The organism is Oscillatoria sp. FACHB-1406, from assembly GCF_014698145.1.
Classification (GTDB): domain Bacteria; phylum Cyanobacteriota; class Cyanobacteriia; order Cyanobacteriales; family Spirulinaceae; genus FACHB-1406.
This window is the reverse complement of sequence record NZ_JACJSM010000001.1, coordinates 41816-67095: the sequence shown is the minus strand read 5'-3', so window position 1 is coordinate 67095 and position 25280 is coordinate 41816. Positions and strand designations below refer to the sequence as shown.

Annotated in this window: 16 protein-coding genes and 2 tRNA genes; 15 read left to right on the top strand and 3 right to left on the bottom strand. The window is 49.7% G+C overall.

Going from position 1 to position 25280, the window contains the following annotated elements; genetic code table 11:
- Nucleotides 1–47 precede the first annotated feature (47 nt).
- Both H6G50_RS00285 and H6G50_RS00280 read left to right on the top strand, forming a co-directional pair.
- Nucleotides 48–6659, top strand: a complete 6612-nt coding sequence (locus H6G50_RS00285) for a PAS domain-containing protein (RefSeq protein ID WP_190712139.1) — start codon at nt 48–50, stop codon at nt 6657–6659.
- A gap of 150 nt (nt 6660–6809) precedes the next feature.
- Nucleotides 6810–8237 carry a phospholipid carrier-dependent glycosyltransferase gene (locus tag H6G50_RS00280; protein WP_190712137.1) on the top strand — a complete coding sequence of 476 codons (1428 nt, stop codon included), beginning with the start codon at nt 6810–6812 and terminating at the stop codon, nt 8235–8237.
- A gap of 120 nt (nt 8238–8357) precedes the next feature.
- Here the strand turns inward: H6G50_RS00280 and H6G50_RS00275 are convergent, their stop codons facing one another.
- Nucleotides 8358–10877: a mannose-1-phosphate guanyltransferase gene (locus tag H6G50_RS00275; protein ID WP_190712135.1), complete on the bottom strand. Its 2520-nt coding sequence runs from the start codon at nt 10875–10877 to the stop codon at nt 8358–8360.
- Between the two features lie 611 nt (nt 10878–11488).
- Here H6G50_RS00275 and H6G50_RS00270 point away from each other — a divergent pair.
- From H6G50_RS00270 to lpxD, 5 genes are all read left to right on the top strand, one after another.
- Nucleotides 11489–11689: a hypothetical protein gene (locus H6G50_RS00270; RefSeq protein ID WP_190712133.1), complete on the top strand. Its 201-nt coding sequence runs from the start codon at nt 11489–11491 to the stop codon at nt 11687–11689.
- Between the two features lie 34 nt (nt 11690–11723).
- Nucleotides 11724–12485 carry a cobalt-precorrin-6A reductase gene (locus H6G50_RS00265; protein WP_190712131.1) on the top strand — a complete coding sequence of 254 codons (762 nt, stop codon included), beginning with the start codon at nt 11724–11726 and terminating at the stop codon, nt 12483–12485.
- 14 nt (nt 12486–12499) lie between these two features.
- Nucleotides 12500–12766 (top strand): DUF2470 domain-containing protein, encoded by a 267-nt coding sequence (locus H6G50_RS00260; RefSeq protein WP_190712129.1) that lies wholly within the window; start codon nt 12500–12502, stop codon nt 12764–12766.
- A 282-nt stretch (nt 12767–13048) separates the two neighbouring features.
- Nucleotides 13049–13804 carry a hypothetical protein gene (locus H6G50_RS00255; RefSeq protein ID WP_190712127.1) on the top strand — a complete coding sequence of 252 codons (756 nt, stop codon included), beginning with the start codon at nt 13049–13051 and terminating at the stop codon, nt 13802–13804.
- A gap of 93 nt (nt 13805–13897) precedes the next feature.
- A complete protein-coding gene (gene lpxD / locus H6G50_RS00250) occupies nt 13898–14938 on the top strand; it encodes a UDP-3-O-(3-hydroxymyristoyl)glucosamine N-acyltransferase (protein ID WP_190712125.1) in 1041 nt (346 codons plus the stop codon).
- Between the two features lie 41 nt (nt 14939–14979).
- Here the strand turns inward: lpxD and H6G50_RS00245 are convergent, their stop codons facing one another.
- Complete coding sequence (locus H6G50_RS00245) at nt 14980–15897, bottom strand: Uma2 family endonuclease (RefSeq protein ID WP_190712123.1); 918 nt, start codon at nt 15895–15897, stop codon at nt 14980–14982.
- Between the two features lie 92 nt (nt 15898–15989).
- On the opposite strand from H6G50_RS00245, the gene H6G50_RS00240 reads away from it, so the two are divergent.
- From H6G50_RS00240 to H6G50_RS00210, 7 genes are all read left to right on the top strand, one after another.
- Nucleotides 15990–17264, top strand: a complete 1275-nt coding sequence (locus H6G50_RS00240; RefSeq protein ID WP_190712121.1) for a pentapeptide repeat-containing protein — start codon at nt 15990–15992, stop codon at nt 17262–17264.
- On the top strand, nt 17261–18340 hold the full coding sequence (locus tag H6G50_RS00235) for an SDR family oxidoreductase (RefSeq protein ID WP_190712119.1): 1080 nt from the start codon (nt 17261–17263) through the stop codon (nt 18338–18340). The genes H6G50_RS00240 and H6G50_RS00235 overlap by 4 nt, the downstream gene beginning before the upstream one ends.
- A 175-nt stretch (nt 18341–18515) precedes the next feature.
- Nucleotides 18516–18588 (top strand) — tRNA-Gly (locus tag H6G50_RS00230).
- 340 nt (nt 18589–18928) lie between these two features.
- Complete coding sequence (locus tag H6G50_RS00225; RefSeq protein WP_190712117.1) at nt 18929–20488, top strand: metallophosphoesterase; 1560 nt, start codon at nt 18929–18931, stop codon at nt 20486–20488.
- Between the two features lie 70 nt (nt 20489–20558).
- On the top strand, nt 20559–20969 hold the full coding sequence (locus H6G50_RS00220) for an ester cyclase (RefSeq protein WP_190712964.1): 411 nt from the start codon (nt 20559–20561) through the stop codon (nt 20967–20969).
- A 311-nt stretch (nt 20970–21280) separates the two neighbouring features.
- Nucleotides 21281–23206: a GTPase gene (locus H6G50_RS00215; protein WP_190712115.1), complete on the top strand. Its 1926-nt coding sequence runs from the start codon at nt 21281–21283 to the stop codon at nt 23204–23206.
- Nucleotides 23207–23343: 137 nt separating this feature from the next.
- The gene (locus H6G50_RS00210) at nt 23344–23556 is read left to right on the top strand and encodes a DUF433 domain-containing protein (RefSeq protein ID WP_190712113.1); all 213 of its coding nucleotides are present in this window, start codon (nt 23344–23346) and stop codon (nt 23554–23556) included.
- 412 nt (nt 23557–23968) lie between these two features.
- Here H6G50_RS00210 and hemC read toward each other — a convergent pair whose 3' ends face one another.
- The gene (gene hemC, locus H6G50_RS00205) at nt 23969–24934 is read right to left on the bottom strand and encodes a hydroxymethylbilane synthase (RefSeq protein ID WP_190712111.1); all 966 of its coding nucleotides are present in this window, start codon (nt 24932–24934) and stop codon (nt 23969–23971) included.
- 176 nt (nt 24935–25110) lie between these two features.
- Here hemC and H6G50_RS00200 point away from each other — a divergent pair.
- Nucleotides 25111–25182, top strand: a tRNA-Cys gene (locus tag H6G50_RS00200).
- Nucleotides 25183–25280: the final 98 nt, after the last annotated feature.

Here is a 25280-nt window from a genome sequence, read left to right as displayed (position 1 = left end):
AGCTGCGCTATCATGGGTTTAAAGTTTGACAAGCTTCAAATCAAGATATGGTCGTCCGGTTGGCGAGCGTTAAAATTTTAGCAATCGATAATGGCTCCCGGTCTCTAGAACAGTTCGCCCGACTCCTGGCAGAACAGCAATGTTGCATCGAACGTCTTAAAATTGGAACGTTTGAGAGCGAAAAAATTGCAGGCTTTGCTCCCGATTTAGCCATCCTCGATTTAGAGGGAATCGAAGAGGAAAGCGCTCGAAACTGGATTCAAGCTTTTAAAAGCCATGCGCTAACGCGATCGCTGCCTCTCATGTGTACCAGTGCAGTTGAGAGTTGGGAGGCAAAAACGCGAGCATTTGAGTTAGGGGATGACTATTTTTCTCAGCCTTTTCACTTACCAGAAGTCCGGACGCGAATCGAGCAGCACGTGGCGCGCCGCTACGGGGATCCCTGCGGGATCGCGCGCCAAAAAGATCGCTTACGCACCCTCGGGGAAGCCGCAAACAGTTCGGAAGCGCGATCGCCAAGAGACTTTCACGGGCTTGCTGAAAACACGACAGATTTAATTCTCCGGGTCGATCGCCAAGGAATGGAAGCTTCCTTACGCGATAGCGAAGAAAAATTCCGGCAGTTAGCTGAAAACATCGACGAGGTTTTCTGGTTGTACGATCCCGACAACAGGCAAAAATTGTACGTCAGTCCCGCTTACGAGAGAGTTTGGGGGCGCTCGTGCGAAAGTTTGTTGAACGAACCGATGACTTGGACTGAGGCGATTCATCCTGAAGATCGCGATCGCGTTCTCGAGACCATCCGCCAAAAATCTCGAACCCATTACGATATTGAATACCGAATTGTGCGTCCTGATGGCGAAATTCGCTCTCTTCGCGCTCGTGCCTTTCCCGTGAGGGATGCAGAAGGTAAAATCTATCGCATTGCCGGTCTAGCAGAAGATATCAGCGATCGCGTTGCCGCTCGAGAAGCACTCCGACGCAGCGAAATGCTTTACCGGAACATCGTTGATGCTCAAACTGAAATGGTTTGCCGCTTTAAAAAGGATAGTACCCTCACCTTCGTAAACGGTGCTTACTGTCGCTATTTCCAGCAACCTGCTGAGGCACTAATCGGGAAAAAATTTATCGATATGATTCCCGAAGCCGCCCGATCCCAGGTCGAAAAACAACTCGAGAGTTTAGTAACCTTAAAGCTCGATCGCCCCGAACTGGTACACGAGCATTCTGTCTTACAAGCTAATGGCGAACTTGGGTGGCAGCGGTGGACGAATTGCGCCCTATTCGACGAGAACGGCGAAATTCTCGAATTCCAAGCCGTCGGACAAGATATCAGCGATCGCGTCGCCGCTGAAGAAGCACTGATCGCACTCAACGCCGATCTCGAGCGCCGCGTCGGCGACCGAACCCTAGAACTCCAAAAAAGTCAGCACCTACTGCAACAAATTGCCAACGCTATCCCCAGTTTCCTGTACCTCTACAACCTGCAAGCAAACTCTCAAATTTACTGCAACCGAGATATTGGCGAATTTCTGGGCTATTCGCCTCAAAGCAGCGAAATGACCGATCGTGCATTTTGGCTGACAATCTTGCATCCAGAAGATCTAACCGTCGTCCAGACGCACTTACAAAAATGCAGCCTTGCCGCTGACGGGGAAATTCTTGAAGTCGAGTACCGACTTCGGGATGCTGAAGATCGATGGCGATGGTTTCTCGCGCGGGAAACTGTCTTCATGAGGGTATCGGAAGGCACTCCCCAACAAATGTTGGGAACGGCAACCGAAATTACCGAGCGCAAGCAGGCTGAGGTCGCGTTGAAACAGGTCAATGAGGCTTTGGAAGAGCGAGTCCGCGAGCGTACCGTCCAACTTTTAGCCAGTCAGCACTTCGTCCAACAGATTGCCGATGCAACTCCTAACCTTCTGTACCTCTACGATTGGCAGCAACAGTGCTGTTTGTACCTCAACAGCGAAGCGCTCAAAGTTTTAGGCGATAAGTCGCGATCGATTCAAGACTTAGAAACCGTTGTTTTTGAAACTTGGATGCACCCCGATGATTACCATCACTTTTCCCAGCAACACCGCCAGCGTTTAGCCGAACTCTCAGCCGGAGACGTTCTGGAATTAGAGTATCGACTGCGCGACGCTCGAGGCGAATGGCGTACCTTCCTCAGTCGAGAAGCCGTGTTAACTTGGAACCCGAATCGAAGCCCCCGGGAGATCGTCGGAACGGCAACGGATATCACCGAACGCAAGCAAGCCGAGGCAGAAGCGTTGCGGCAAAGCCAGCGATCGCAACTGCTTGCCGAACTGACGCTGAAAATGCGTCAATCGCTAGAGTTTGGAGAGATCGTCCAAACTGCTGTCAGCGCCGTGCAGAAAATGATCTCCGCCGATCGGGTGGCGATATATCGCCTCGAAGCCGATGGCAGCGGCGGGTTAGTGACTGAAATCGTTTTACCTCCTTTTTCACCTCTGCCGAGAAAAATTGAGTTTTTACCTTACGACTGCGAGTCGTGGAGCGATAATGCCGCGTTGTTCGAGAGTCGCGAAGCAGCGATCGCGATCGACGATATCGCTCGGATGGCAGACGACTTGACTCCCCATTGGTGGAACTGCCTGCACCAATGGGGAGTCAAGGCAAAGTTAGTCGTTCCCATCCGGCAAAACCAAAGCTTTTGGGGGCGGTTGGTCGTACATCAGTGCCGCGCCCCTCATCAATGGTCGAGTTTTGAAATCGACCTGCTGCAACAACTCGCAGACCAACTCAGCCTTGCTCTGGCCCAAAGCGAATCTCTCGAGGCGTTGCGACAGAGCGAAGCGAGATTTCAGCACTTGGCTGCAAACGTTCCAGGCGCGATTTACCGTTATTTGATGCGGTCGGATGGCACTCAGCGCATTACTTATATCAGTTCGGTCTGTCAGGAAATTTATGAAGTCTCGCCGGAAGTTGCGTTGCAGGATATTAATTGCTTATTCGAGCAAATTTATCTCGAAGATCGCCCTGCTTTTCTCGAAAGCCTGCGACTGTCCGCTGAAACTTTAGAACCTTTCCGTTCGGAACATCGCATTCAAACGCCTTCGGGCGCGACGAAGTGGTTGCGCTGCGAATCTCGCCCGAAACGTCTTAGCAACGGCGATACGGTTTGGGATGGTTTGATCTTAGATATTAGCGATCGCGTTGCGGCTGAGAATGCTCTCAAACAGCAATACGAGCGGGCAGTCTTGCTGAGACAAATTACTGAAGAAATTCGCTCTCAACTCAATTCCCAACAAATTTTTGAAGTTACTGCCCATCAAGTTGGCTTAGCTTTTAGTACCAGTCGTTGTTTAATTCATAGTTATATTGCCCATCCCACCCCGATGATTCCTTGGATGGCCGAGTACGTGAGTGGGAATTACGAATCGATGATGGGACTGGATATTCCTGTAGAAGGCAATCTCCACGCTTTAACCGCCCTCGGAAGCGATCGCGCGATCGCCTCCGATGATGTCTATACCGAACCGCTTTTAGACTCCGTTGGCTGCCACCTCCTGTGTCAGGGATTTAATCTCAAATCGATGCTCGTGGTGCGTACCTCCTATCAAGGCGAAGCCAACGGACTACTCTGCGTCCATCAGTGCGATCGCTATCGACATTGGACGCAAGAGGAAATCGAACTAATAGAAGCAATTGCTGCCCAAGTCGGGATTGCCATCGCTCAAGCCAATTTACTCGCCCAAGAAAAGCAGCAACGTCAAATCCTCAACCGACAAAATCAGCAACTCCAACAAGAAATCCGCGATCGCCAGTCCATCGCCGAAGCCCTACGCGAAAGTGAAGAGCGCTGGCAACTCGTCCTGCGCGCCAACAACGACGGCATCTGGGATTGGAACCTCAAAACCAACGAAGTCATCCTCTCAGAACGCCTAGCTCAAATTCTCGGCTACCGCACCAACGAGCTTGAATATTTCGCCGGTTTATGGACCGCTAGCGTCCATCCCGAAGACTACGCTCGCGTCGTCGAAGCCCGTCAAGCCCATCTCGACGGTCTAACACCCAATCTCTGCGTTGAGTATCGCTTGCGCGGCAAAGACGGTCACTATCGCTGGATTCTCGATCGCGCCCAAGCCTTTTGGGACGAAGCCGGGAATTCGATTCGCATGGTCGGTTCCTATACCGATATCACCGAACGCAAACAACTCGAAGAAGCCCTCAAGCTCGTCGTTGAAGGAACCGCTTCAGAAACCGGCCGCGAGTTTTTTCGCTCCTGCGCCTACTTTCTCGCTCGCGCCTTGCGAGTCCGCTATGCCTTCGTCAGCGAATTAGTCCAGCCCGGTTCCCAGCAAGTCCGCACGCTCGCATTTTGGGATGGAACCGACTTCCTCAACAACTTCGAGTACAATCTGGCAGATACTCCCTGCAATAACGTTTATGCCCAAAACGCTTGCTACTACCCCAGCAACGTGCAAGAGTTATTTCCCAACGATAGCGCTTTAACAGAATTAGGAGTTGAAAGCTACTGGGGGATACTATTGCTCGACTCCGAAGGTCAAACGCTCGGTCATTTAGCAGTGATGGATGTAAAACCCCTAACTGTTGCTCCCGATGAAGAATCGATTTTACGCATTTTTGCAGCGCGAGCCGGGGCCGAAATCGAGCGCATTCATGTCGAAGAAGTATTGCGCGATAGCATCGCCCGGGAGCGTGCCATCTCGAAAATCGTCAGTCGAATGCGACAATCGTTAGATATTCAGAGTATCTTCGCCGCCACCACCGAAGAACTACGGCAAGGGATTGAATGCGATCGCGTCCTCATCTACCAATTTAACTCCGCCACCGAAGGAACCACCGTCGCCCAATCCCTCAACCCCGAAACCGAGCATCCCTTACCCGACCCCAATAACAAGCCCTCCTGGGAATGTCTAGATCGTGAAGAATTCTCTCGAGACGTTCGCTCCGGTTACTTCTGGCCCCCAAACTTGAATTCTTGCCCAATCTCCCTCACTGCCCCCGACGAACTCGCATCCTCGAGCTTCCCCCAATCCTACATCAGCACTCCGATTTGGGCGGGGAATAACAACTGGGGGCTATTAATTGCCTGCCAATACTCTAGTTTGCGCCAGTGGGAAGAAGCCGATATTCAAATGCTCGTTCAAATCGGAACGCACCTCGGGATTGCCATTCAGCAAGCCGAACTGCTCGCCCGAACCCAACAGCAATCGGCAGAACTGCGCTCGGCGAAAGAAGCCGCTGATGCTGCTAACCGCGCTAAAAGCGAATTTCTGGCCCGTATGAGCCACGAACTGCGCACCCCCCTAAACGCCATCCTCGGTTTCGCTCAGTTACTCAGACACGATCTCGCTTTAGATTCCCGCCAGCGCCAAGATCTCGAAATCGTCAATCGCAGCGGTCAGCACCTCCTCACCCTCATTAACGACGTGCTGGAAATGTCAAAAATCGAAGCCGGACAACTTACCCTTCAACCGAGTAACTTTGACCTCTTCTTTCTGCTCGACAATCTTGAAGAAATGCTCAGCTTTAAAGCGCGGGGCAAAAACTTGCAATTGCAGTTTCAGCGATCGGACAACGTACCACAATATATCGCTGCCGATGAAGGCAAACTGCGTCAAATTTTACTCAATCTCCTCAGCAACAGCATTAAGTTTACAGAGAGAGGTAGCGTAACGTTGGAAGTTAGCTCGTCCGAGGCTGCTTTAAACTGCATCCTCACATTTGAGATTGCCGATACAGGAATCGGTATTGAGGCTGAGGATTTAAGTAAATTATTTCAACCCTTCGGACAAACGCAAGCAGGTCTGAAACACGGTAGAGGAACGGGTTTGGGTTTATCGATCGCGCAAACTTTCGCACGCTTGATGGGAAGCGAAATTCGGGTTGAAAGTGAAATCAATCGAGGCAGTTGCTTCTCGTTTAGTATTGCAGTCGAACTCGCTGAGGAAATAGACTTAGCCCCACCCCTGCCCGTCCAGAGAATTATTGCCCTCGCACCGCAGCAGCCTAATTATCGGATTTTAGTCGTTGAAGACCAGCAGGATAATCGCTTGTTACTGGTGCGCTTACTCGAAACGGTCGGTTTTGAGGTCAAAGAAGCCGCCAACGGACGCGAAGCCCTTGCAATTTGGCGCAGTTGGCAGCCCCATCTGATTTGGATGGACGTGCGAATGCCCGTGATGAACGGCTACGATGCGACGCGCCAAATTCGCAATGAGGAGCGAACGGGCGAAACAGCAGCACCCACCAAGATTTTGGCACTCACGGCCAGTGCTTTTGAGGAGGAGCGTCAATTGATTTTAGCAGCGGGCTGCGATGACTTTTTACGCAAGCCTTTCCGCGAGGAGGAGCTATTTGCAAAAATGGCTCACTATCTAGACGCACACTATCTCTATGCCGAAGAACCCGCGACCAAACGTCCCAACTGCCCGCCCCATCTGGTTAGCGCGCAACAACTGCAAACGTATTTTGTTTCAATGCCAGAATCTTGGCTCCAACAGATTCATTTTGCAGCGGCCCAGTGCAGCCAGCGACAACTGCGCGAAGCACTCGATCTCATCCCACCCGAACAAAACGCTCTCATTGAAGCTTTAAGGGATTTAGTCGAAAATTTTCGCTTCGATACTGTAATTGAAGCAACACAACCTCTTTTGAATAAATCGTAAATGCCGAAATGTAATTTAAGCTCTCATACCCATTCACTTTAGAATTACTGCCTTACACCTTGACAAAGATATTTATTTGTGCATTCGGGGTTGAGCGTCGCCAATTGAGAGCAAGCAAGCAATAATAAGCATGGAATTATCGAGGGGCGAATGAACAAATCTGGCTATAAACTCGCTTTGCTTGTCATATTTTTTCTTTCCTTATTTTTTCGCTTTTGGCGCGTCGATTTCTTTAATACCTTAGTTTTTGACGAAGTTTATTACCCCGTGTTCGCCAACCGCTACTTATTAGGCGAACCTGTCTATAATGCCCATCCTCCCCTCAGTCAATATCTGATTGCCGTGGGAATTTGGCTGGGAGAAAAAATGCCATTTCCGCACGAGATAACTAACGGATTTCTCGGTTCGGTTCGTTCCACCTTTAGCTATCGCTGGCTCAATGCCCTCACCGGTGCGTTTATTCCTTTGGTTATTGGGGAAATTGCTTATCGTCTAACTCGTCGTCGCAGTTACGGCGCGATCGCAGCCCTCCTAGCCGCTCTCGATGGCCTCTTCCTCGTGGAGTCTAGATTTGCCCTTAATAATATCTACCTCGTGCTTTTTGGGCTGCTCGGTCAATTATTGCTCTTTCTCGCCCTCGACACACCGCCAAACCGTCGCTGGTCGAAACTCCTGCTTTCGGGTCTATTTTTCGGTCTCTCTGCCGCGATTAAATGGAATGGGTTGGGTTTTTTGCTCGGTATTTATCTAGTGGCCTTCTTACACCTCATTCTCGTATTTATCCGACAACCGCGCGATCGCCCCGCCGATTCCCCCCCCGTTTCCCGTCCCCTACCCCTACAAAATCTCCAGCAGCTTACCCCTCTGGCTTTTATCCTCTATTTGGGAGTGATTCCCGTTGCCACCTACTGCCTCAGTTGGATTCCTCACTTGCTGATGAACCCCAAACCTTCCTTCTGGGAAATGCAGCAGCGCATCTTATCCTTTCACCAATCCGTCGGCAATGGTCCCAAGGTTCACCCCTACTGTTCGCCTTGGTATAGCTGGTTTATCATGGAGCGACCCGTTGCCTACCTCTACCAAACCGCGCGCGATACCCGCGAAGCCATTCCTTCACTTCCCCCGTTACCGCCCGCTTCTGCAAAAGTCATCTACGACGTTCACGCGATGGGAAACCCACCGCTTTGGTGGCTCTCTTCTGCTGCGATCTTAGGGTTATTGTTTTTAATACTGAAACGCCTCTGGCAGCGTCAATTATGGCAAGAATCCAACGCGGCTTCGAGTTGGCTGGGAGTTTATTTACTGTGCAATTTCGGTGCGAACTTGTTGCCTTGGTTGAAGGTGACGCGCTGTACTTTTATTTATCACTACATGGCGGCTTCAGTGTTTTGTACTTTAGCCCTGGCTTGGTTTATCGAGCTTTTATTACACAGTCGGCGCTATATTTTCCGTCAAATTGCTTTAGCTAGTCTCGCGATCGCGATTCTGGGCTTTATCTATTGGCTGCCTATTTTTATCGGTCTTCCTCTATCCCCAACAGGCTATAAAATCCGAATGTTTTTTCGGAATTGGATTTAATATAAAACGCGAGTTTGACAATTGGCTCTGAAAAAGAAAAATAGGGGCATTGCATTGGAATGCCCCTACTAACTCCATTTAAAGATTATCTAACCGGATTTTAATCTCAACGAGTAACCCTCAGCTTTCGCTCCCTTGCTCGCCATCAATGAAGTTTTGAACGCGCTGGCGATAATCCTTAATTGCATCATCGACCCAATCGCGATCCTCGCTATTGGCGTAAATATGAACTAACGGTTCTCCCGCATCCGGTAAAATCAGTACCCAATTATCATCCTGCGAACTGACAATCTTTACCCCATCGATGAGTTCCAACTGTTCGGCTGGATGGATTTCCACCATATGCCGCATCAGCGATCCTTTCACCGTCCACGGGCAGCGCATGGTATACATTCGGTGACAAACGCGCGGCAATTCGCTGCGAACTTGGGCTAAAGATTGCTCCTGCACCGTCAGCATTTCAATCAGCTTCGCGATACAGAACATCGCATCGAAACCGGGGTGCAACTGCGGGAAAATAAAGCCCATATCGCCGCTACCGCCTAACACCACGTTAGGATTATCCTGGGAAGCTTCCATCAGCGCCGTCGGATTCGCTTTAGTGCGAATCACCTTAGCATCGTGGCGGCGAGCGATTTGTTCTACCGCACTCGAAGCATGAACCGGCACGACGACGGTTCCTCTGGGCTGAGCAGTCAGCATCATATGAACCATCATCGCCGTCAGTAGTTCGCCGCGAACCGGCTGTCCCGACTCATCCACTAAAATTAACTGTTCCCCATTCCCCGAAACCTGCACGCCGAAGTTCGCCCTCAATGCTTCAACCACTTGGCCTAACTGTTTGAGCAATCCTTCCCGTTCTTCGTTCGACAGCGCGCGTTCGCTCAAACTGGCGTTGAGTACAACGGCATCGCAACCAAACTTTGTCAGCAGAATCGGTAAAATTGCCCCGGATACTGCATAGCCATAGTCAATAACAACCTTAGAGCGACTGTTACGAATGCTTTCGCTATTGAGGTGCTTTTCAAAACAGGTGCTATAGATTTCCAAAACTTGCGAAGGGTAAGCCATATTCCCAATTTCAGCGATGGGAACGCGCCGCAAATCTTCTTTAAAATAAGCCCCCTCGATTTTCTTTTCCTTGGATTTGGAAATATTAATCCCTTGTTCGTCAAAAAATTCGATCAAAATAAAGTCGGGACGGTCGGGATGCAAGCGGACGTGAATGCCGCCTGACACTTGCAGCGTCGGCACTGTCGTCCGAGCCAGCGGAATCGCCGTCGCTTCTAAATTTTGAATGTTAATTCCCGACGACATCAGCCCTGCAATTAAGGAACGGCTGACCATGCGCGAGATGGCACGTTGGTCTCGAGAAACGGTTACTGCCGACCCGAGTTTTAGCGTCGAACCGTAGGACGCGCCTAATTTGACGGCAAATTCAGGGGTAATGTCGATATTTGCCAAACCGGAAACGCCTTGCTGTCCGAACAGGTTACGTTTGGCCTGTTCGCCCCAAATCAGGTTAATGTTCAGGATTGCGCCGGATTCGATACGCTTGCTCGGCCAGACGCGAACATTGGGACTAATCTGGGCTTCTTCGCCGACGCTGCACAGCGGACCGACGACGGCTCCTTCGAGGATATTAGCGCGGCGGTCTACGCGAGCGCCTCGGGAAATGGCACAGGCGCGCAGTTGAACTTCATCCCCGACGATAACGCCGTTCATGACAATGGGACGTTTGAGGTCGGCATCGGCTCCAATCGTAACGTTATCGCCAATGACGGTTCCTGCTTCAATGCGGGCGCGCGGTCCGATACGACAGTTACTACCGATGAGGATAGGGGTTTCGATTTTGGCGGCAGGGTCGATATAGGTGTTTTGACCGACCCAAATTCCGGGCGATTGTTCGGGGTAGGCGAAGTCGAGTTTTACTTTGCCGTGCAAGCCGTCGTATTGTGCTTCTCGATAAGCATCGAGGTGGCCGACATCACACCAGTATCCTTCGGCAATGTACCCGTACATGGGTTCGCCTCGCTCGAGCATGAGCGGGAATAAGTCTTTGGAAAAGTCCGATTCTTCGGCTTCGGGGAGATACTGGAGGATTTCGGGTTCGAGGATGTAAGTGCCGGTATTGACCGTATCGGAAAAGATTTCGCTGGTCGATGGCTTCTCGAGGAAGCGAGAGATGCGCTGTTCTTTATCGGTAATGACGACACCAAATTCCACGGGATTGGGAACGCGGGTGAGAATGAGGGTGGCTTTGGATTTTTTCTGACGGTGAAACTCAATGGCAGCACTGAGGTCGAAGTCAGTGATGCTATCGCCGCTGATGACGATGAAGGTATCGTCGAGCAAGTCGGCAATGTTTTTGACGCAGCCTGCTGTGCCGAGTGGTTGATCTTCTTCGACGGCATAGGTCATTTGTACGCCAAAGTCGCTACCATCTTGGAAGTAGTCTCGCATCACATCGGGCAGATAATGTAAAGTCGCTATGACTTCGGTAATGTGATGGCGTTTTAAAAGGTTGATAATATGTTCGGCGATGGGTCGATTGAGAATTGGCACCATCGGCTTGGGTAGATCGCAAGTGAGGGGGCGCAGCCGGGTTCCGGAACCACCAGCCATTAACACTGCCCGCATAATTCCTCCTTAAAGGTCGTTTATTCGCTAAATTGAGACGCTTTTGATGGGGCATTGCTCTCTGAAGGCTCGACTCTTTGAATTAAAAGTTGAGCTTCGGTTAGGGCTGGCTAAACTGTTTTCCGATCGCTAATGAACGGGCTTCAGATTTAAAGTCAGGGTGTGAGGAGAGCATGGCTTGATTTTAATCATCATCAAAGCGCTCGTGAAAAATCCCTTGCATTTTACCATTTTGGCTACCGCTTCTAGAAGTGCTAAAAGGATGAGATCGGTCGAGCAGAACCGCCTCTTTGGGAAAAAGAGATACTTTCTGCGGTTCTGTTTCGAGTAAAAATGACCGACAATTGATTGGATCGAATCCGGACTTTTTGCGCTTATTTTGATTTTTTGTGGGGGTCGATTTCTTTTGTATATGGTAAGTTGATGGGATAAACGAGCTTTTATTTTTGCTGAAATAAAAATTTTAATTGTTCTGAGTTGAAGCGATTGCTAAGATTTAGCTAAGAAGAGATTTTATTTTTTTTAAAGAAAGTCAATTCCCATTTAGAACAACGGTAGACTAGAATTGAGAGAAAATAGCGCCCTCATTGGTTAACTAGGAGTGGATTGCAATGTTTCTTGTTAAGTTGCTCGGAATTGCTTTGGTCGCAGGTTATATTTGGGGAGGCTGGAAGTTTTGGAAAGGGTTTACCCGAACGAATTTTCAGCCGAGTTTAACGAGTCGTATTGCCTTAACTATACTTTGGCCGGCATTGGTTGCGGTTAATCCATCTTATCGTCAAAATTTTCAGAAAGCGTTGAGGGGACGATAAGCTAAAGTTTCAGGCGGTGAGCAGAAATTAGAAAATGCTTTTGGTGATTGGAGGGACGCAGGAAAGCAAGGAGATTGCAACGGCGATCGCGTCCCTTCGGATTTCTTGTACGATTTCGGTAGCCACGGATGCGGCTCGGAGTTTATACCCCGCTTCTCCTTATCTACAAGTACGGGTGGGGCGGATGGATAAGAGCGGGTTTGCAGCTTTTTTGCAGGGGGAGAAGGTTATTGCAATTATTGATGCGTCTCATCCATTTGCGGTAGAGGTTTCCCGAAATGCGATCGCGGCGGCGGCGGCAGTAGGGATTTCTTATTTGCGTTACGAGCGGGATGAGGAACGACCAATTACGAATTACGAATTACGAATTACGAATTACTCGGAGTTGCTGGAGGGGAATTATTTGGCGGGAGAACGGGTGTTGCTAGCGGTGGGATGCAAGGCGTTGCCGTTGTTTCAGGCTTGGCAAACGCGATCGACGCTGTTTGCGCGGGTTCTTCCTGCGGTAAACTCTTTAGAGGTGGCGTTGAAGGCTGGGTTTAGCAGCGATCGCATCATTGCTCTGCGTCCTCCGGTTAGTGCGGAACTGGAAGCAGCACTCTGGCAGCAATGGCAAATTTCCCTCGTTGTTGCGAAAGCTTCGGGCAAGGCGGGCGGAGAAGACGTAAAACGGTCGGTGGCAGAACGATTGGGGATTCCCTTAATTATTATTGCTCGTCCCAAGGTGGCCTATACTCAGCAAACATCCCATTTAGAAGATGTAATAGCATTTTGTCGTCAATTTGTCAACCCATAGCAATTTACTCAATCATGTCCGAACCCATTACTCCCGCCGTTAGCGATCGCATCTGCAAGCACATGAATAAAGATCATGCCGATGCGGTTCTCTTTTACGCCCAGCAGTACGGCAATTGCAGCCAAGCCGAGAGCGCAACGATGGTTGCGATTGATTTGCAAGGAATGGATTTAAACGCGATCGCCAACGGCGAAACCTTACCCGTGCGCGTCAACTTCGATCGCGAACTGCAAGATGCGAAAGAAGCCCATCATAAACTGGTAGAAATGCTGAATAATTGACAATGGACAATTGATAATGGATAACGTTCGGAGCCGTTCATTGCTCTGTTAAGGTCTAGTGTCTTTTCAGTACGATCGCACCCAAGCCCAGGAGAGCCGGTCAATTACTCGGTCTTGACAAAATTATGCGGATGAATTCTGAAAACTGAGTCAACTCAGAAAATCGATGTCAATTATTTCACAACGACTTGTCTTTCCCTCGCGAACTTAATTTTCTCTACTCGAAACTTAGTTGAAAAATGGTGTAAAACTAAAGCAGGGTTAAACCTAAGTGCATACACCATGTCACACACACTTAAATACAAGCACCTGCTAGCCGCTATACTGACTTCTTGCGTTGTCAGTCCGCTCGCGGTGCAAATCCCCGACGATTCGCAACAAACAAACGCGCTAACCTTTGGCTCGACCGTTTTAGCTCGCGAGGGAGAAAACCCCGAACAAGCTGCCCGTTCTAAGTCCGCCACCCGAGTCCAAACTAATAAAGCGGTGGAAACGCGCTCCAATCCTCGCAGTGTTAAGAACTCAGATGTAAACAAAGTCGTGGAAACGCGCTCTCATCCCCGCAGCATCAAACGCAATACTCAGCAAGTGGTGGAAACACGCTCTTCCACAATTAAAAAGTCTTTAGGCGTTAAGTCTGGTAGCAAAATTCATTCAAATTGGAACGATGGCTACGAACCAGAAACTACGTCTCCTGTGAAACTTCAGAGAACAAAACTGCCTAAAACGAAATCGGAACCGTTCGAGGTTCCTAAACTCAATACTTCGACTGTTCCTTCCTCCCCTAAACTCAAAAATTCGTTTGACTTTCAGGAGAAGGCGACAACAAGCGAAGTAGTTCCCTTACCGACTCAAGAGTTAGCTACCCCATCTTCGATTGATATGGCTAATTTTGCGAGTGAAATTCCTGTAAAAAATCCTATAGCTGAGGGGTTGACGAAAGGGCTTCAAATTTTAGCGATCGGTTTCTGGGGAATTCCAATTTGGATATTGCTGTCGAAGCGCGATAAACGGAATAAGGATAAACTTTCTTCTTAATCGAATTACGAATTACGAATTACTGAGTTGGGTGGCGCTGAAAACTGATATAAGTGTAATTCAGCCAGTCGCAAGCGATTGAGAACGTTGTTTATGAAATTTAGCGAAATTGTCGAGCAATTGGGTTCTAGCGTCCGAGACAGTAGCTTAAGCGCCTCACCCGAAGTGAATCCGGAAGTTAGCGGCGTGGCGGCGATTGAAGAGGCAACGGCTGAATTGCTTGCCCATATTCAAGGCGATAAGTTTGCTTCGTACCTGGACACCACTGCGGCAAAAGCTCTCATTCTCCCCATCGATGCAGCGCTACAAGCCAAGGCAACAGAACGGGGGATTGCTTGGATGGCGACGGAGGAACCGCGCTTGCTGTTTGCCCGCGCGATCGCGCTTTTTTATCAACCCGACAGCCCCGAAGCTGAAATCGACTCTACCGCTGTTATTCATCCGACTGCTGAAATTGGCAAAGATGTTTACATTGGGCCTTATGTGGTGGTACGCGCGGGGACTAAAATCGGCGATCGCGTCAGCATTCACGCCCATACGGTACTATACCCCAACGTTGAAATCGGCGATCGCACGGTTCTCCATGCGAACTGCACCATCCACGAACGCACTCGCATTGGGGCAGATTGCGTTATCCATAGCGGTGCGATCGTCGGCGGTGAAGGCTTCGGCTTCGTTCCCACTGCGACGGGGTGGTTTAAAATGCCGCAATCGGGCTATGTAGTCCTCGAAGATAGCGTGGAAGTGGGGGGAAATAGTACGATCGATCGCCCCTCGGTGGGAGAAACGCGCATCGGGCGCAACACTAAGATCGATAATTTAGTGCAAATCGGTCATGGCTGCCAAATCGGACAAAGTTGCGCGATCGCGGGACAGGTTGGGCTTGCGGGGGGCGTGAAAGTGGGCAATGGCGTTATTCTGGCGGGGCAGGTGGGGATTGTGGATCATGTGGAAATTGGCGATCGCGCGATCGCAACAGCAAAAGCAGGCGTGCATAGCAACGTCGCCGCTGGAGCCGTCGTTACCGGCGTTCCTGCCATTCCTCACGCCGTTTTCGTTAAAGCGGCTGCCATTTACAAGCGTTTGCCGGAAATGTACAAAACTCTGCGGCAATTGCAGAAATTGTTGCATTGAGGGGAGATTGAATGTACCCAACTTAAATGTGTCTTAGTTTACTAATTCGGCGGTTCGGATAGATCGCCTAGTTGCTGGCGGTAGCGTTCGAGTTCTCGTTGCAGTTGTTCGCGCAGTTGTCGTTCTTTTTCTGCCTGTTGTCGTTCCGTTTCGGCTTGTTGTTGGGCAAATTCTCGCTGCTGCTGCTCTGTTTCGGCTCGTTCCCGTTCTCGTTCTGCCCGTTGTCGCTCTGTTTCGGCTCGTTCCCGTTCTCGTTCTGCCCGTTCCCGTTCTCGTTCTGCCCGTTCCCGTTCTCGTTCTGCCCGTTCCCGTTCTCGTTCTGCCCGTTGTCGGGCGATGTCCAATTCCTCCTCCGTACCAGCATAGCGATTGCCTTGCTCGTCAAACCAGTATAAAAGCTCTCTTTCTACTCCCCGATAATTACGGATACTCCGACCGATTCCTAAGCCAATTTCTGGCATCCAGAATGGTTCTTGCACCTGCCAGCTATACTTTCCCTTAACTAATTTATACACCTCTAATCCTCGGTGGCGGCCGCCTCCAAATTGCCGGGGATTATAGACGATGTAATACAACACGCCTAACTTGGCATAGATTTCTTCTTTGCTGCTGTATTCTCCTCCGGGGGTTTGAGAGACGACTTCAAGCGCCAGGATAGGTACGACGTTGCTTTCTTCCCACATCACATAGCTGCTGCGCGATTGTCCGCCTTTACGCCGTTCGACGTTGAGAGCTAAAAATCCGTCGGGGATAATGGGAATGCGAGGGTTTTCTCCGCTAGTGTGATACACCGCCATATCGACTCCAAAAAACCAATCTTGGCGATCGCCCCAAATATATTCGAGTAAAAATAAGAGGAAGTTGGGAATAAAGTTTTGTTCTTCGTTATCCACGGGGGTGTCGTCCGAACAGGGCAGTTCGGCGCTGCTAGGGAGATTTTGAATTTCCGATTTTAGCATTGGATTATGCCCCGCTTCATTTCCTTATTTTGAGTTTAGCAGGTCAATCTAGGGTCTAATAAAGGAATTTACCAGTTTAAGGGAGAGGAGTTGTGTCCGATCGCGAAACATTAGAACAATTGCAAGAATGCCTCAATAGCACGATAGCGGAAGAACGGGTTGCGGCGCTGGAGAAATTGGGCGATTATGGCGAGGCGGGGTTGGAATTAGCCGCGCGATCGCTGCACGATGAAATCGAGTGGGTAAGAGAAGTTGCTTGTAAGCGCTTTGTCACGCGATCGGACTTAATTTTTTTGCTATCCCAAGGCGTTCAAACTTGGAATAAATGGCGAGCGATAACCGTTTATCTCGACGGTTGGGAAGCCGATCTCAGTGGCGTAGACTTACGGGGGAAAGATTTAAAGAAAGTTAATTTTCGCGAATGCAATCTTCGAGGTGCAGATTTAAGCGGGGCAGATTTGAGCGGGGCTAAACTCTACAAAACAGACCTCAGAGAGGCAGATTTGAGCAATGCCAACTTAAGCGGAGCAAACCTCAGCCGCGCTAACTTAGAAGGAAGCATTTTAACCGAAACGAACTTGCAGGAAGTCAATTTTAAAAGAACAAATTTAAGTGAATTTGACTTTAGCGACAGGTATTTTTACAAAATTAATTTTTCGGGTGCTAACTTAAGTTATACAAAATTTGACGGTGCGCTCCTGAGACGAACGAGGTTTACAAAAGCGAACCTTTATGGAGTCGATTTTACGAATATTAAACTGGATCGTACCACCTTTGAACGCGCGAGCTTTGAGCGTGCTAATTTAACCGGATGTAACCTTAAATCGATTAATCTAAAATCTGCGAAAATGAATAATGCAGAGCTTGAGGGAGCCGATCTCAGTTCTGCTAATTTATCCGATGTCGATTTTAGTACGAAGGTTATGAATAATGTCAACTTTAGTCGCGCTAACTTAAAAAGAGCGAATTTTAAAAACTCGACGCTTGACGGGTTAAACTTCAGCGAGGCTAAACTTCAAAATTCCGATCTTCAAAGTGCTAACTTACAAGGCGCAAATTTCGATCGCGCTCGACTTAAAGGAGCGAATCTCGAAGGAACTTTAGCAACCGGAATGAGTGCCATTGAAGCTGATTTTACCGGCTGTAGGGTTGGGGATGCAGACTGGAGCGGGGCAAATTTAATTGGGGCAGACTTGAGTCAGATTTACTTTAATCGGGTCAATTTAAAAAATGCAGATTTGATGGGAGCAAACTGTTATAATACGGCGTTGTGGGAGAGCGACTTAACGGGGGCGAATCTTTTTGGGATTGAATTGAGCCACATCCATTTTTGGAACAGTACAATGCCGGATGGCACAAAACAATGACGGACAAGAAAAGCCAACGTTGCTACATCTGTAAAGCCTTTGTCGATCGACCCCATAATTTTTATCCCGGATTGTGTATTTCCTGCGGCGATTTCAATCAAATTCAACGCGAACAAACCGCAGATTTACAAGGGAAAATTGCTTTAGTAACCGGGGCAAGAGTTAAAATCGGTCGTGCAGTAACATTGAAGTTATTGAGAGCGGGGGCGCAAGTCATCGCAACGACGCGCTTTCCCAACGATGCAGCGCAACGTTACGCGCGGGAAGAGGATTTCGAGCAATGGCGCGATCGCCTTTCGATTTATAGCCTCGATCTTAAGAATCCCGCTGTTGTCGAACAATTTGCTTACCACATTCGCAACCATTTTCCTCGACTCGATATTATTATTAATAACGCGGCTCAAACCGTGCGCCGTCCTGCGGCTTTTTACCGTTCTTTAGAAGCGGCGGAAATGCAACAACTTCCACCCCAATTACAACCATTACTCGCGCTTCCTCCTGCTGCTAATAATCTGGCTGAATTTGAAGAAGATTTAGCCTTTTTTCCGCCGGGAGAATTGGGAGAAGATGGAGAACAACTCGACTTTCGCCCTTTTAATAGTTGGTTGATGAAGGACGATGAAGTGAGTATTTTGGAACTGTTGGAGGTGCATTTAATTAACGCGATCGCGCCCTTCATTCTCAACAGTCGCCTCAAACCTTTAATGCAAGCCCATCCCGATGATAAAAAGTACATTATCAACGTTTCTTCAATGGAAGGACGCTTTAACGGCGTGGAGAAACCTTGGCGACATCCGCATACTAATATGGCGAAAGCGTCGCTGCACATGATGACGCGCACCTGTGCTAAAGAATACGCTCGATATCGCATTTATATGAACTGTGTCGATCCGGGTTGGGTGAGTTTCCAACATCCCCATCCCCAAGTTGAAGGAATGCGATCGCGAGGGGTTAAACTTTCCTTCGATTATATCGATGCTGCCGCGCGCATTTGCGCCCCAATCTTTGTCAGTTTGAATGAAGGGCGGGATCGCTTCGGGCAGTTTTATAAGGATTACGCAGAAGTAGAATGGTAACACTCGGCAGTGTAGCTTAACGGTAGAGCGCCCCGCCAGCAAGCGGGGAAGGTGGCGAGTTTGAGTCAGCCCGCTGCCAACTGCAATGTAGTTCAAAACAGTAGAACGCCCTGGAGTATACCGGGTGATGCGGGTGCAACTCCCGCCGTTGCTCTCGATAAAATAGGGAATATAAGGCAGTGTAGCTTAAGGGATAAAGCGCCCGTCTTCCAAACGGGAAATAGGCTGTTTGAGTCAGCCCGCTGCCAACTGCAACGTAGTTCAAAACAGTAGAACGCCCTGGAGTATACCGGGCGATGCGGGTGTAACTCCCGCCGTTGCTCTTGGTGTATTGTTGTATGGGTTGTAGAATAGGAAAAATAAGGCAGTGTAGCTTAAGGGTAAAGCGTTCCTTGTTTGCTTTTTTCATATGGCTGTTTGAGTCAGCCCGCTGCCAACTGCAACGTAGTTCAAAACAGCAGAACGCCCTGGAGTATACCGGGTGATGCGGGTGTAATTCCCGCCGTTGCTCTGACTATTCTTCCTCGCGCTACGATCCATTTGCCCCCAAATCGTGTTTTGATGGTGCTGGTCTAAGCAACGAGAGCTATGAAATTTGTTTCAGAACCGCCCATTGCGACAAAGATCGGTGTAATGAAGCAACGGGTGCGGTGGCAGGAAGGCGCGATCGCGCAGCGCCAAATCGATCAAACGCGCTTGTCCATTGACGATGGCGGCGATCGCGATCCGGAATTTTCGTTTTTGGTAATTGGTGACAGTGGGACGGGAAATCGCTACGGACAAAGCCCCCAACACCAAGTCGCCGAACTACTCGAGGAAGAACGTTCGCGCTGTCGGTTTTTGCTGCATACGGGCGATGTGGTTTATCTCGTCGGTTCGAGCGAATATTACCGCGATAACTTTATCAAACCCTATCGCAAATTTTTAGTCGGCGGCGATCGCGTCTCACAAATTGCTTACGATCGCATGACCTTTAATTTTCCCTTTTTGCCCGTCCCCGGCAATCACGATTATTACGATCTTCCCTTCGTTTATGGGTTACTTGCGCAGATGGCTTGGCCCTTGCGTCGCCTCCTACGCAGTAAAATCGATATTGATGTGGGCTGGCACGGTTCCCGACAAGGCGATGCCTACGCTAGGGCTTTCCTCGACTACTTGCAAAACTACAACCTTCCCGGACAACTCGATCGCCATCTCGATCTTTATTACACGGTTAAAACGCCTACCGGAAGATGCTTGCGCTATCAACCCGGAATCTTTACCCGCTTGCCCAATCGTTACTATACGTTTTGTTACGGGGGAATTGACTTTTTTGCTCTCGATTCCAATACCTTCAATGCTCCGACTCCGATCCCGGATACCCAAGAAGGCGACGTGCGGCGCAGCGATTTAGCCGCACGCTTGCAAGAATTAGAGCAACAGCAGCAGCAAATCTTGGAAGAAATGGCGACAATGGATCGCAACGATCTCGAACAACTTGACGAACTGGACGACGCTCAAGTTAAATTGCAGCAAATTGAAGAGATGAAGTTGGACATTGAGAAGCAACTCAACGCCAACGAAACCACCGCCACGGATATTGAACAATTACATTGGCTCGAGGAACGCTTAATTGAATCCTGGTATACCGAGAGCGTGCGGGGACGGGTTATCTTTTTTCACCATCCGCCTTACGTGACGGAGGCGACGAAATGGGGGCAAGCGCAAACGCTGGAAGTGCGCAATCGCCTGCGCGCCGTCCTCGATCGCGTGGCTCGTACTGTGGGACAATTCGCTGAGAATCGCCCGATTGTCGATCTTGTCCTCAACGGACACGCACACTGCTTGGAATACTTGCGAACGGGCGATACTGGACGCGGCGATGCTGGGACGAACTGGATTGTTTGCGGGGGAAGCGGTTATAGTTTGCGCCGCCAACGCTCCGAAGGGCCGGATTTAATGGAAGATGGGGAATGGGTGGCGCGATCGCACTTTTTCCTCGGTCGGATGGGGCGCGGTAAAAACAAGCAACGACCTTATTCAGCGATTCGCATTGATGTCGGTGCGGGGACTCCACCCCAAATGACCGTACAACCGCTCGCTATCGAACGCACGCACAGCAAATGGCAGCGTTGCGCGATCGATCCCTTCCAGTTGCCGAATCGTTAAATACGAGCAAAAATCGTGCAGCAGCGCGTAGCTTAGTTGGGGGCGCAAAGTTTGAATCGGATCGGACGTGATGAAATCGCCAAAGGCTGTTATTAAAGATTGGCTTGCTGCTTACAATGCTCGCGATGCTGATGCGCTCATCGAACTGTATCACGATGATGCCGTCAATCAACAGGTCGCTTTTGGCGCTCCTATTTGCGGTCGTGACGCTCTTCTTGAAAGTTTTGTTGCCTTCTTCCGTGCATTCCCGGATAACTCCACGCATCCGATCCATATTTTGGAAGATGGCGAATGGGCGGTTGTTGAATGGCAAGGCAGCGGAACGTTTTTGGGCGAACTCGGTGGCAATGTTCCCAACGGCAAGAGTTTCACTTTGCAGGGCTGTGGATTTTTTCATATTGTGGAGGGCAAAATCAAGTTTCAGCGGGGCTACATTGACAAGCACACTTGGTTCGCGCAGCTTGAACTGCCAGTTGTATAAGGGGTTAACGGCTGTCTAAAGAGGCGTTTTACCCGACCAAAAAATCTACGATAAAATCGAAGTGGCTATATTTAGGCAGTTCTAAGCTTTTTAGTTCGCTGGAAATGCTAATAAATTATGAGTTACGTCTGATGTGCATTATCCAAAAGTCTTGATTTCCCTCACCCCCAGCCCCTCTCCCAATCGGTGGGCGAGGGGAGAAAGAACAGCAAGCTCGAGCTTTCTGGCTTCTAATTCACATTAGGCGTGAGTTGTGAATTTTCAATTTTTAATTTTTAATTTTTAATTTTTAATTTTTAATTTGTAGGCAAATGGTGCGTTTAAAAACTTGGCAGTGGATTATTCTAGCAGCGCCGATCGCGGCGATCGTTGCTTTCCTTCTCGTGGCGGCGGGTTTTCAAATTCATACTTGGCGAATTAACTGGATTTGGGGCATCTTTACTCTAGTCTTTGTCGGTTGGCGCTGGTTGCTGGTGAAGTGGACGACTCCCGCCCTCGCCCAAGTCGAAGCGGCGATCGAAGAGATGAATGCAGAAGTCGAATCTTTCCAGAATTCACCGCCTTTAACCAGTGGCGGCGATGCTGCCCAAAAAGTCGAAACCGCGCTGCAAAAGGTTTTAGAGTCGACCCTCGAGGATGCACCGCTTTGGGAAGATTGGACGACCTTTTTTCAGCGTTGCCGAGACTTAATCGTTGCGATCGCGAATATCTACCATCCCGAAGTTAAATACCCCCTCCTCAACATCTACGTCCCCCAAGCTTACGGCTTAATTCGCGGTACGGTGGACGATCTCGATCGCTGGATGAACCAACTCTCCCCCGCCCTCGGACAAGTCACCGTCGGTCAAGCTTACGAAGCTTACGAAGTTTACCAAAAACTCGAACCCTCCGCCCGCAAACTCTTTAAAGCTTGGAATTGGGCGCAGTGGCTTCTCAATCCCGTCGCCGCCGCCGCCCGCGTCGCCTCCCAAAAATCCAGCACCCGCGCCGATCGCCAATTATTATTCAATTTAGGGCAATCGCTGCGAGAAGCGGCTTTACGCAACCTCGCGCGCCAAGCTGCGGCACTTTATGGCGGCGATAACCTGCCGGGATTAGCCCCAGCCAGTCCGCCAACGCTTCCTAAAGCGAAAACGCAAACCCTCAGCGAAATTATCGAGCGATCGCAACCCACCCAAACCGTTCGAGAAAAACCCGTTAATATCCTCCTCGTCGGGCGCACCGGCGCGGGAAAAAGCAGCTTGATTAATACCCTTTTTCAAGCCGAACTCGCCGCTGTCGATGTCTTGCCCAGTACCGATCGCGTCCAGACTTACAATTGGCAGAGTGACGAACCGGGCGCATCGATGCAAAGTCAACTGGTACTGTGGGATACTCCCGGTTACGAACAAGCAAAACGCGAAGATTTGCGCGAATTGGTTCTCGACTACGCCACCGAAGCCGATTTATTGCTGCTAGTTACGCCTGCCCTCGATCCCGCCCTGCAAATGGATGCAGACTTCTTGCAAGAAATGCGAGAACAGGTGCAAGAACTGCCCGCGATCGCGATTGTCACGCAAGTCGATCGCTTGCGCCCGATTCGCGAGTGGCAGCCGCCCTACGATTGGCAGTGGGGCGAACGTCCCAAAGAAAAATCGATTCGCGAAGCGACGCAATATCGAGCCGAGCAGTTGGGGGAATATTGCAATCTCGTCTTACCGATGGTAACAGATGATGGGCAAACCGGCAGAGCCGCATGGAACGCCGATGCACTCTCTAACGCACTCCTGGAAGGGATCGCGCCCGCCCAACAACTGCGCCTCGCCCGTTTTTTGCGCGATCGCAGCAGCAAAGTCACCGCCGCCGCCCGCATCATCGATCGCTACACCTTCCAAATGTCCACCGCGCAAGGCTTAACCGCCCTACTCAAAAGCCCGATCCTGCAATTCATCTCTACGCTTACCACGGGTTCTGCCACCCTCGCCACCGCCCTAGCGACGCAAATTCCCATCGAACAACTGCCCGTCGCGATCGGTAAGTTGCAAATGGCTTACGATCTCTTTTCTTTATTAAACGGCGGCGACTCCGAAAAACGCAACTTCGACTTACTCGCATTATGGCCTTTCTTACTCGAGCATCCCAGTACGCCCGATCGCGATGCTTGGGCGTTCGGCCATGCGTTAGTCGAATACTGGGCGCAAAACCTCAGTAGCGCGCAATTGCAGCAGCGTTACGAGCATTATTTACAGCAAGTTTGAAAGCCATTTAAAATTAAAGAAAATACGTTTTCTAATTGCCTTTTTAGCAAGTTCTCTTCCGACTTCTTTCTTGCTGACAACCTGTTAAACTACGCTATTAGGGCAACAACTCCATCCCCGACTCGCGACAAATTGTTATGAAAGATATCGACCTATTTGAAATCGTCGAACGTCACCCCAATCGGGTTAGCGGTGTATGGGTATTCCGAGGAACGCGCGTGCCAGTTGCCGCTTTGTTTGAGAATCTTAAAGATGGAGCTTCTATTGACCAGTTCATCGAGTGGTTTCCGGGGGGAACTCGCGCTCAAGTCGAGAGTTTAATCGCAACTTGCGTTATCAACAAAATCTGACAAGCCGACACATTGCTATTGTGGTCTTACTCTCTACTTCTTGGCCCCGAATTCAAAGACATACCAACGAGATTGAGAACGCGATCGAGAATATTGCGCCAGGTGCTTATACCAATTCTCAGTTACGATGCACTAAATTTTTCGTCGTAGGGGCATAACATTGTTATGCCCTCTTCGGGAGTCGTGCAAAATTAATGAGAATTGGTATTACCTCGAAATTGAAATCTCTTAAAATTTAGTTTTTGTAGGGTGCGTTAGCGACAGCGTAACGCACCGAATAGAACGTTACTTATTTACCATCTCAACATACAAGGGCTGGCAACGGTGAAGCTTAAATTGACCTGCGGATAGAACGCAATCATCGCCGCCGTTGCCCAGCATCCTTTAAAAACGTACAAGCAAACGTTGCAATTTACCGACCGATTTCAGCGAAAATCTCATCAAGAATTTCTTTCGCGCCCTGTACTTTTAACCGTTCGGCGAGATCGCGCCCTAACGCTTCGGGATCGCTAGTGCTACCGGAAACCACATCCTTTACCAAGCGTTTCCCGTCCAAACTCGCCACCATTCCGGTTAAGGTTAAGGTCTTGCCTTCAATGGTGGTATTCACGCCGATCGGCACTTGGCAACCGCCTTCCAAACAGCGTAAAAACTCCCGTTCGGCGAGGGCGCGCTGTTTGCTGGGTTCGTGTTCGAGGACTCTCAGCAGTTCGAGGATACCTGTATCGCCTTCGCGACATTCAATCCCTAGCGCACCTTGTCCGACAGCGTGGAGGGAGATTTCGTTGGGGATGACTTGCTGGATGCGATCGCTCATTTCCAAGCGCTCCAGCCCCGCTACTGCTAGAATGAGCGCATCGTACTCGCCCGCATCCAACTTCGCCAAGCGCGTATTTAAGTTGCCGCGAATATCCTTAAACTCTAAGTGGGGGAAGTGGTAGCGCAGTTGTGCCAAGCGTCGCAGCGAAGAAGTTCCGATTACCGCGCCTTCGGGTAAGGTATCGATTTGCTTGTCGCGGTGGTTTTCATGGACGACGAGTGCATCGGCGGGGTTAACTCGTTCGGTAACGCAGCCCAGCATCAAGCCTTCCGGCAATCGCGTCGGTAAATCTTTGAGGGAATGAACGGCAAAATCGGCGCTGCCATTCAGGATTCCGACTTCTAATTCTTTGGTGAACAGTCCTTTGTCGCCAATTTTCGAGAGAGCCACATCCAGGATTTTATCGCCCTGGGTACTCATCATCTCTACTTCAAAGGCGCGATCGGAATAATGCTGTTGCAGTTGTTGCTGCACCCAATGGGTTTGCACCAGCGCGAGTTGACTTTTACGGGAAGCAATGCGAACGGTTTGCACCGAACTAGAAGCAGTAGAGGTCATGGAACAAGCTCTCTCGAACAATAAAATCGGTCTGTGAATTACCCGATCTAGATTATCGCAGCAGCAGACCGCCGTTAAGCCTTTGTTACCCACCATAACAATTAGTTACAAAATTCTGCGTCCGGACTGCTGGATCGAGAGGCAGATTATATGTTATAATTCAGAGCTATATGTCTGGCGACATAGCCAAGCGGTAAGGCAGAGGTCTGCAAAACCTCTATTCCCCGGTTCAAATCCGGGTGTCGCCTTTTATCTAGCGTACAGTAACTTATAGGCATGGTTTGTCATGGTTGATAGATTGCTGTTCGCTGTAACGGAATGTTAGATGCGGCTGCGACCCACTCAG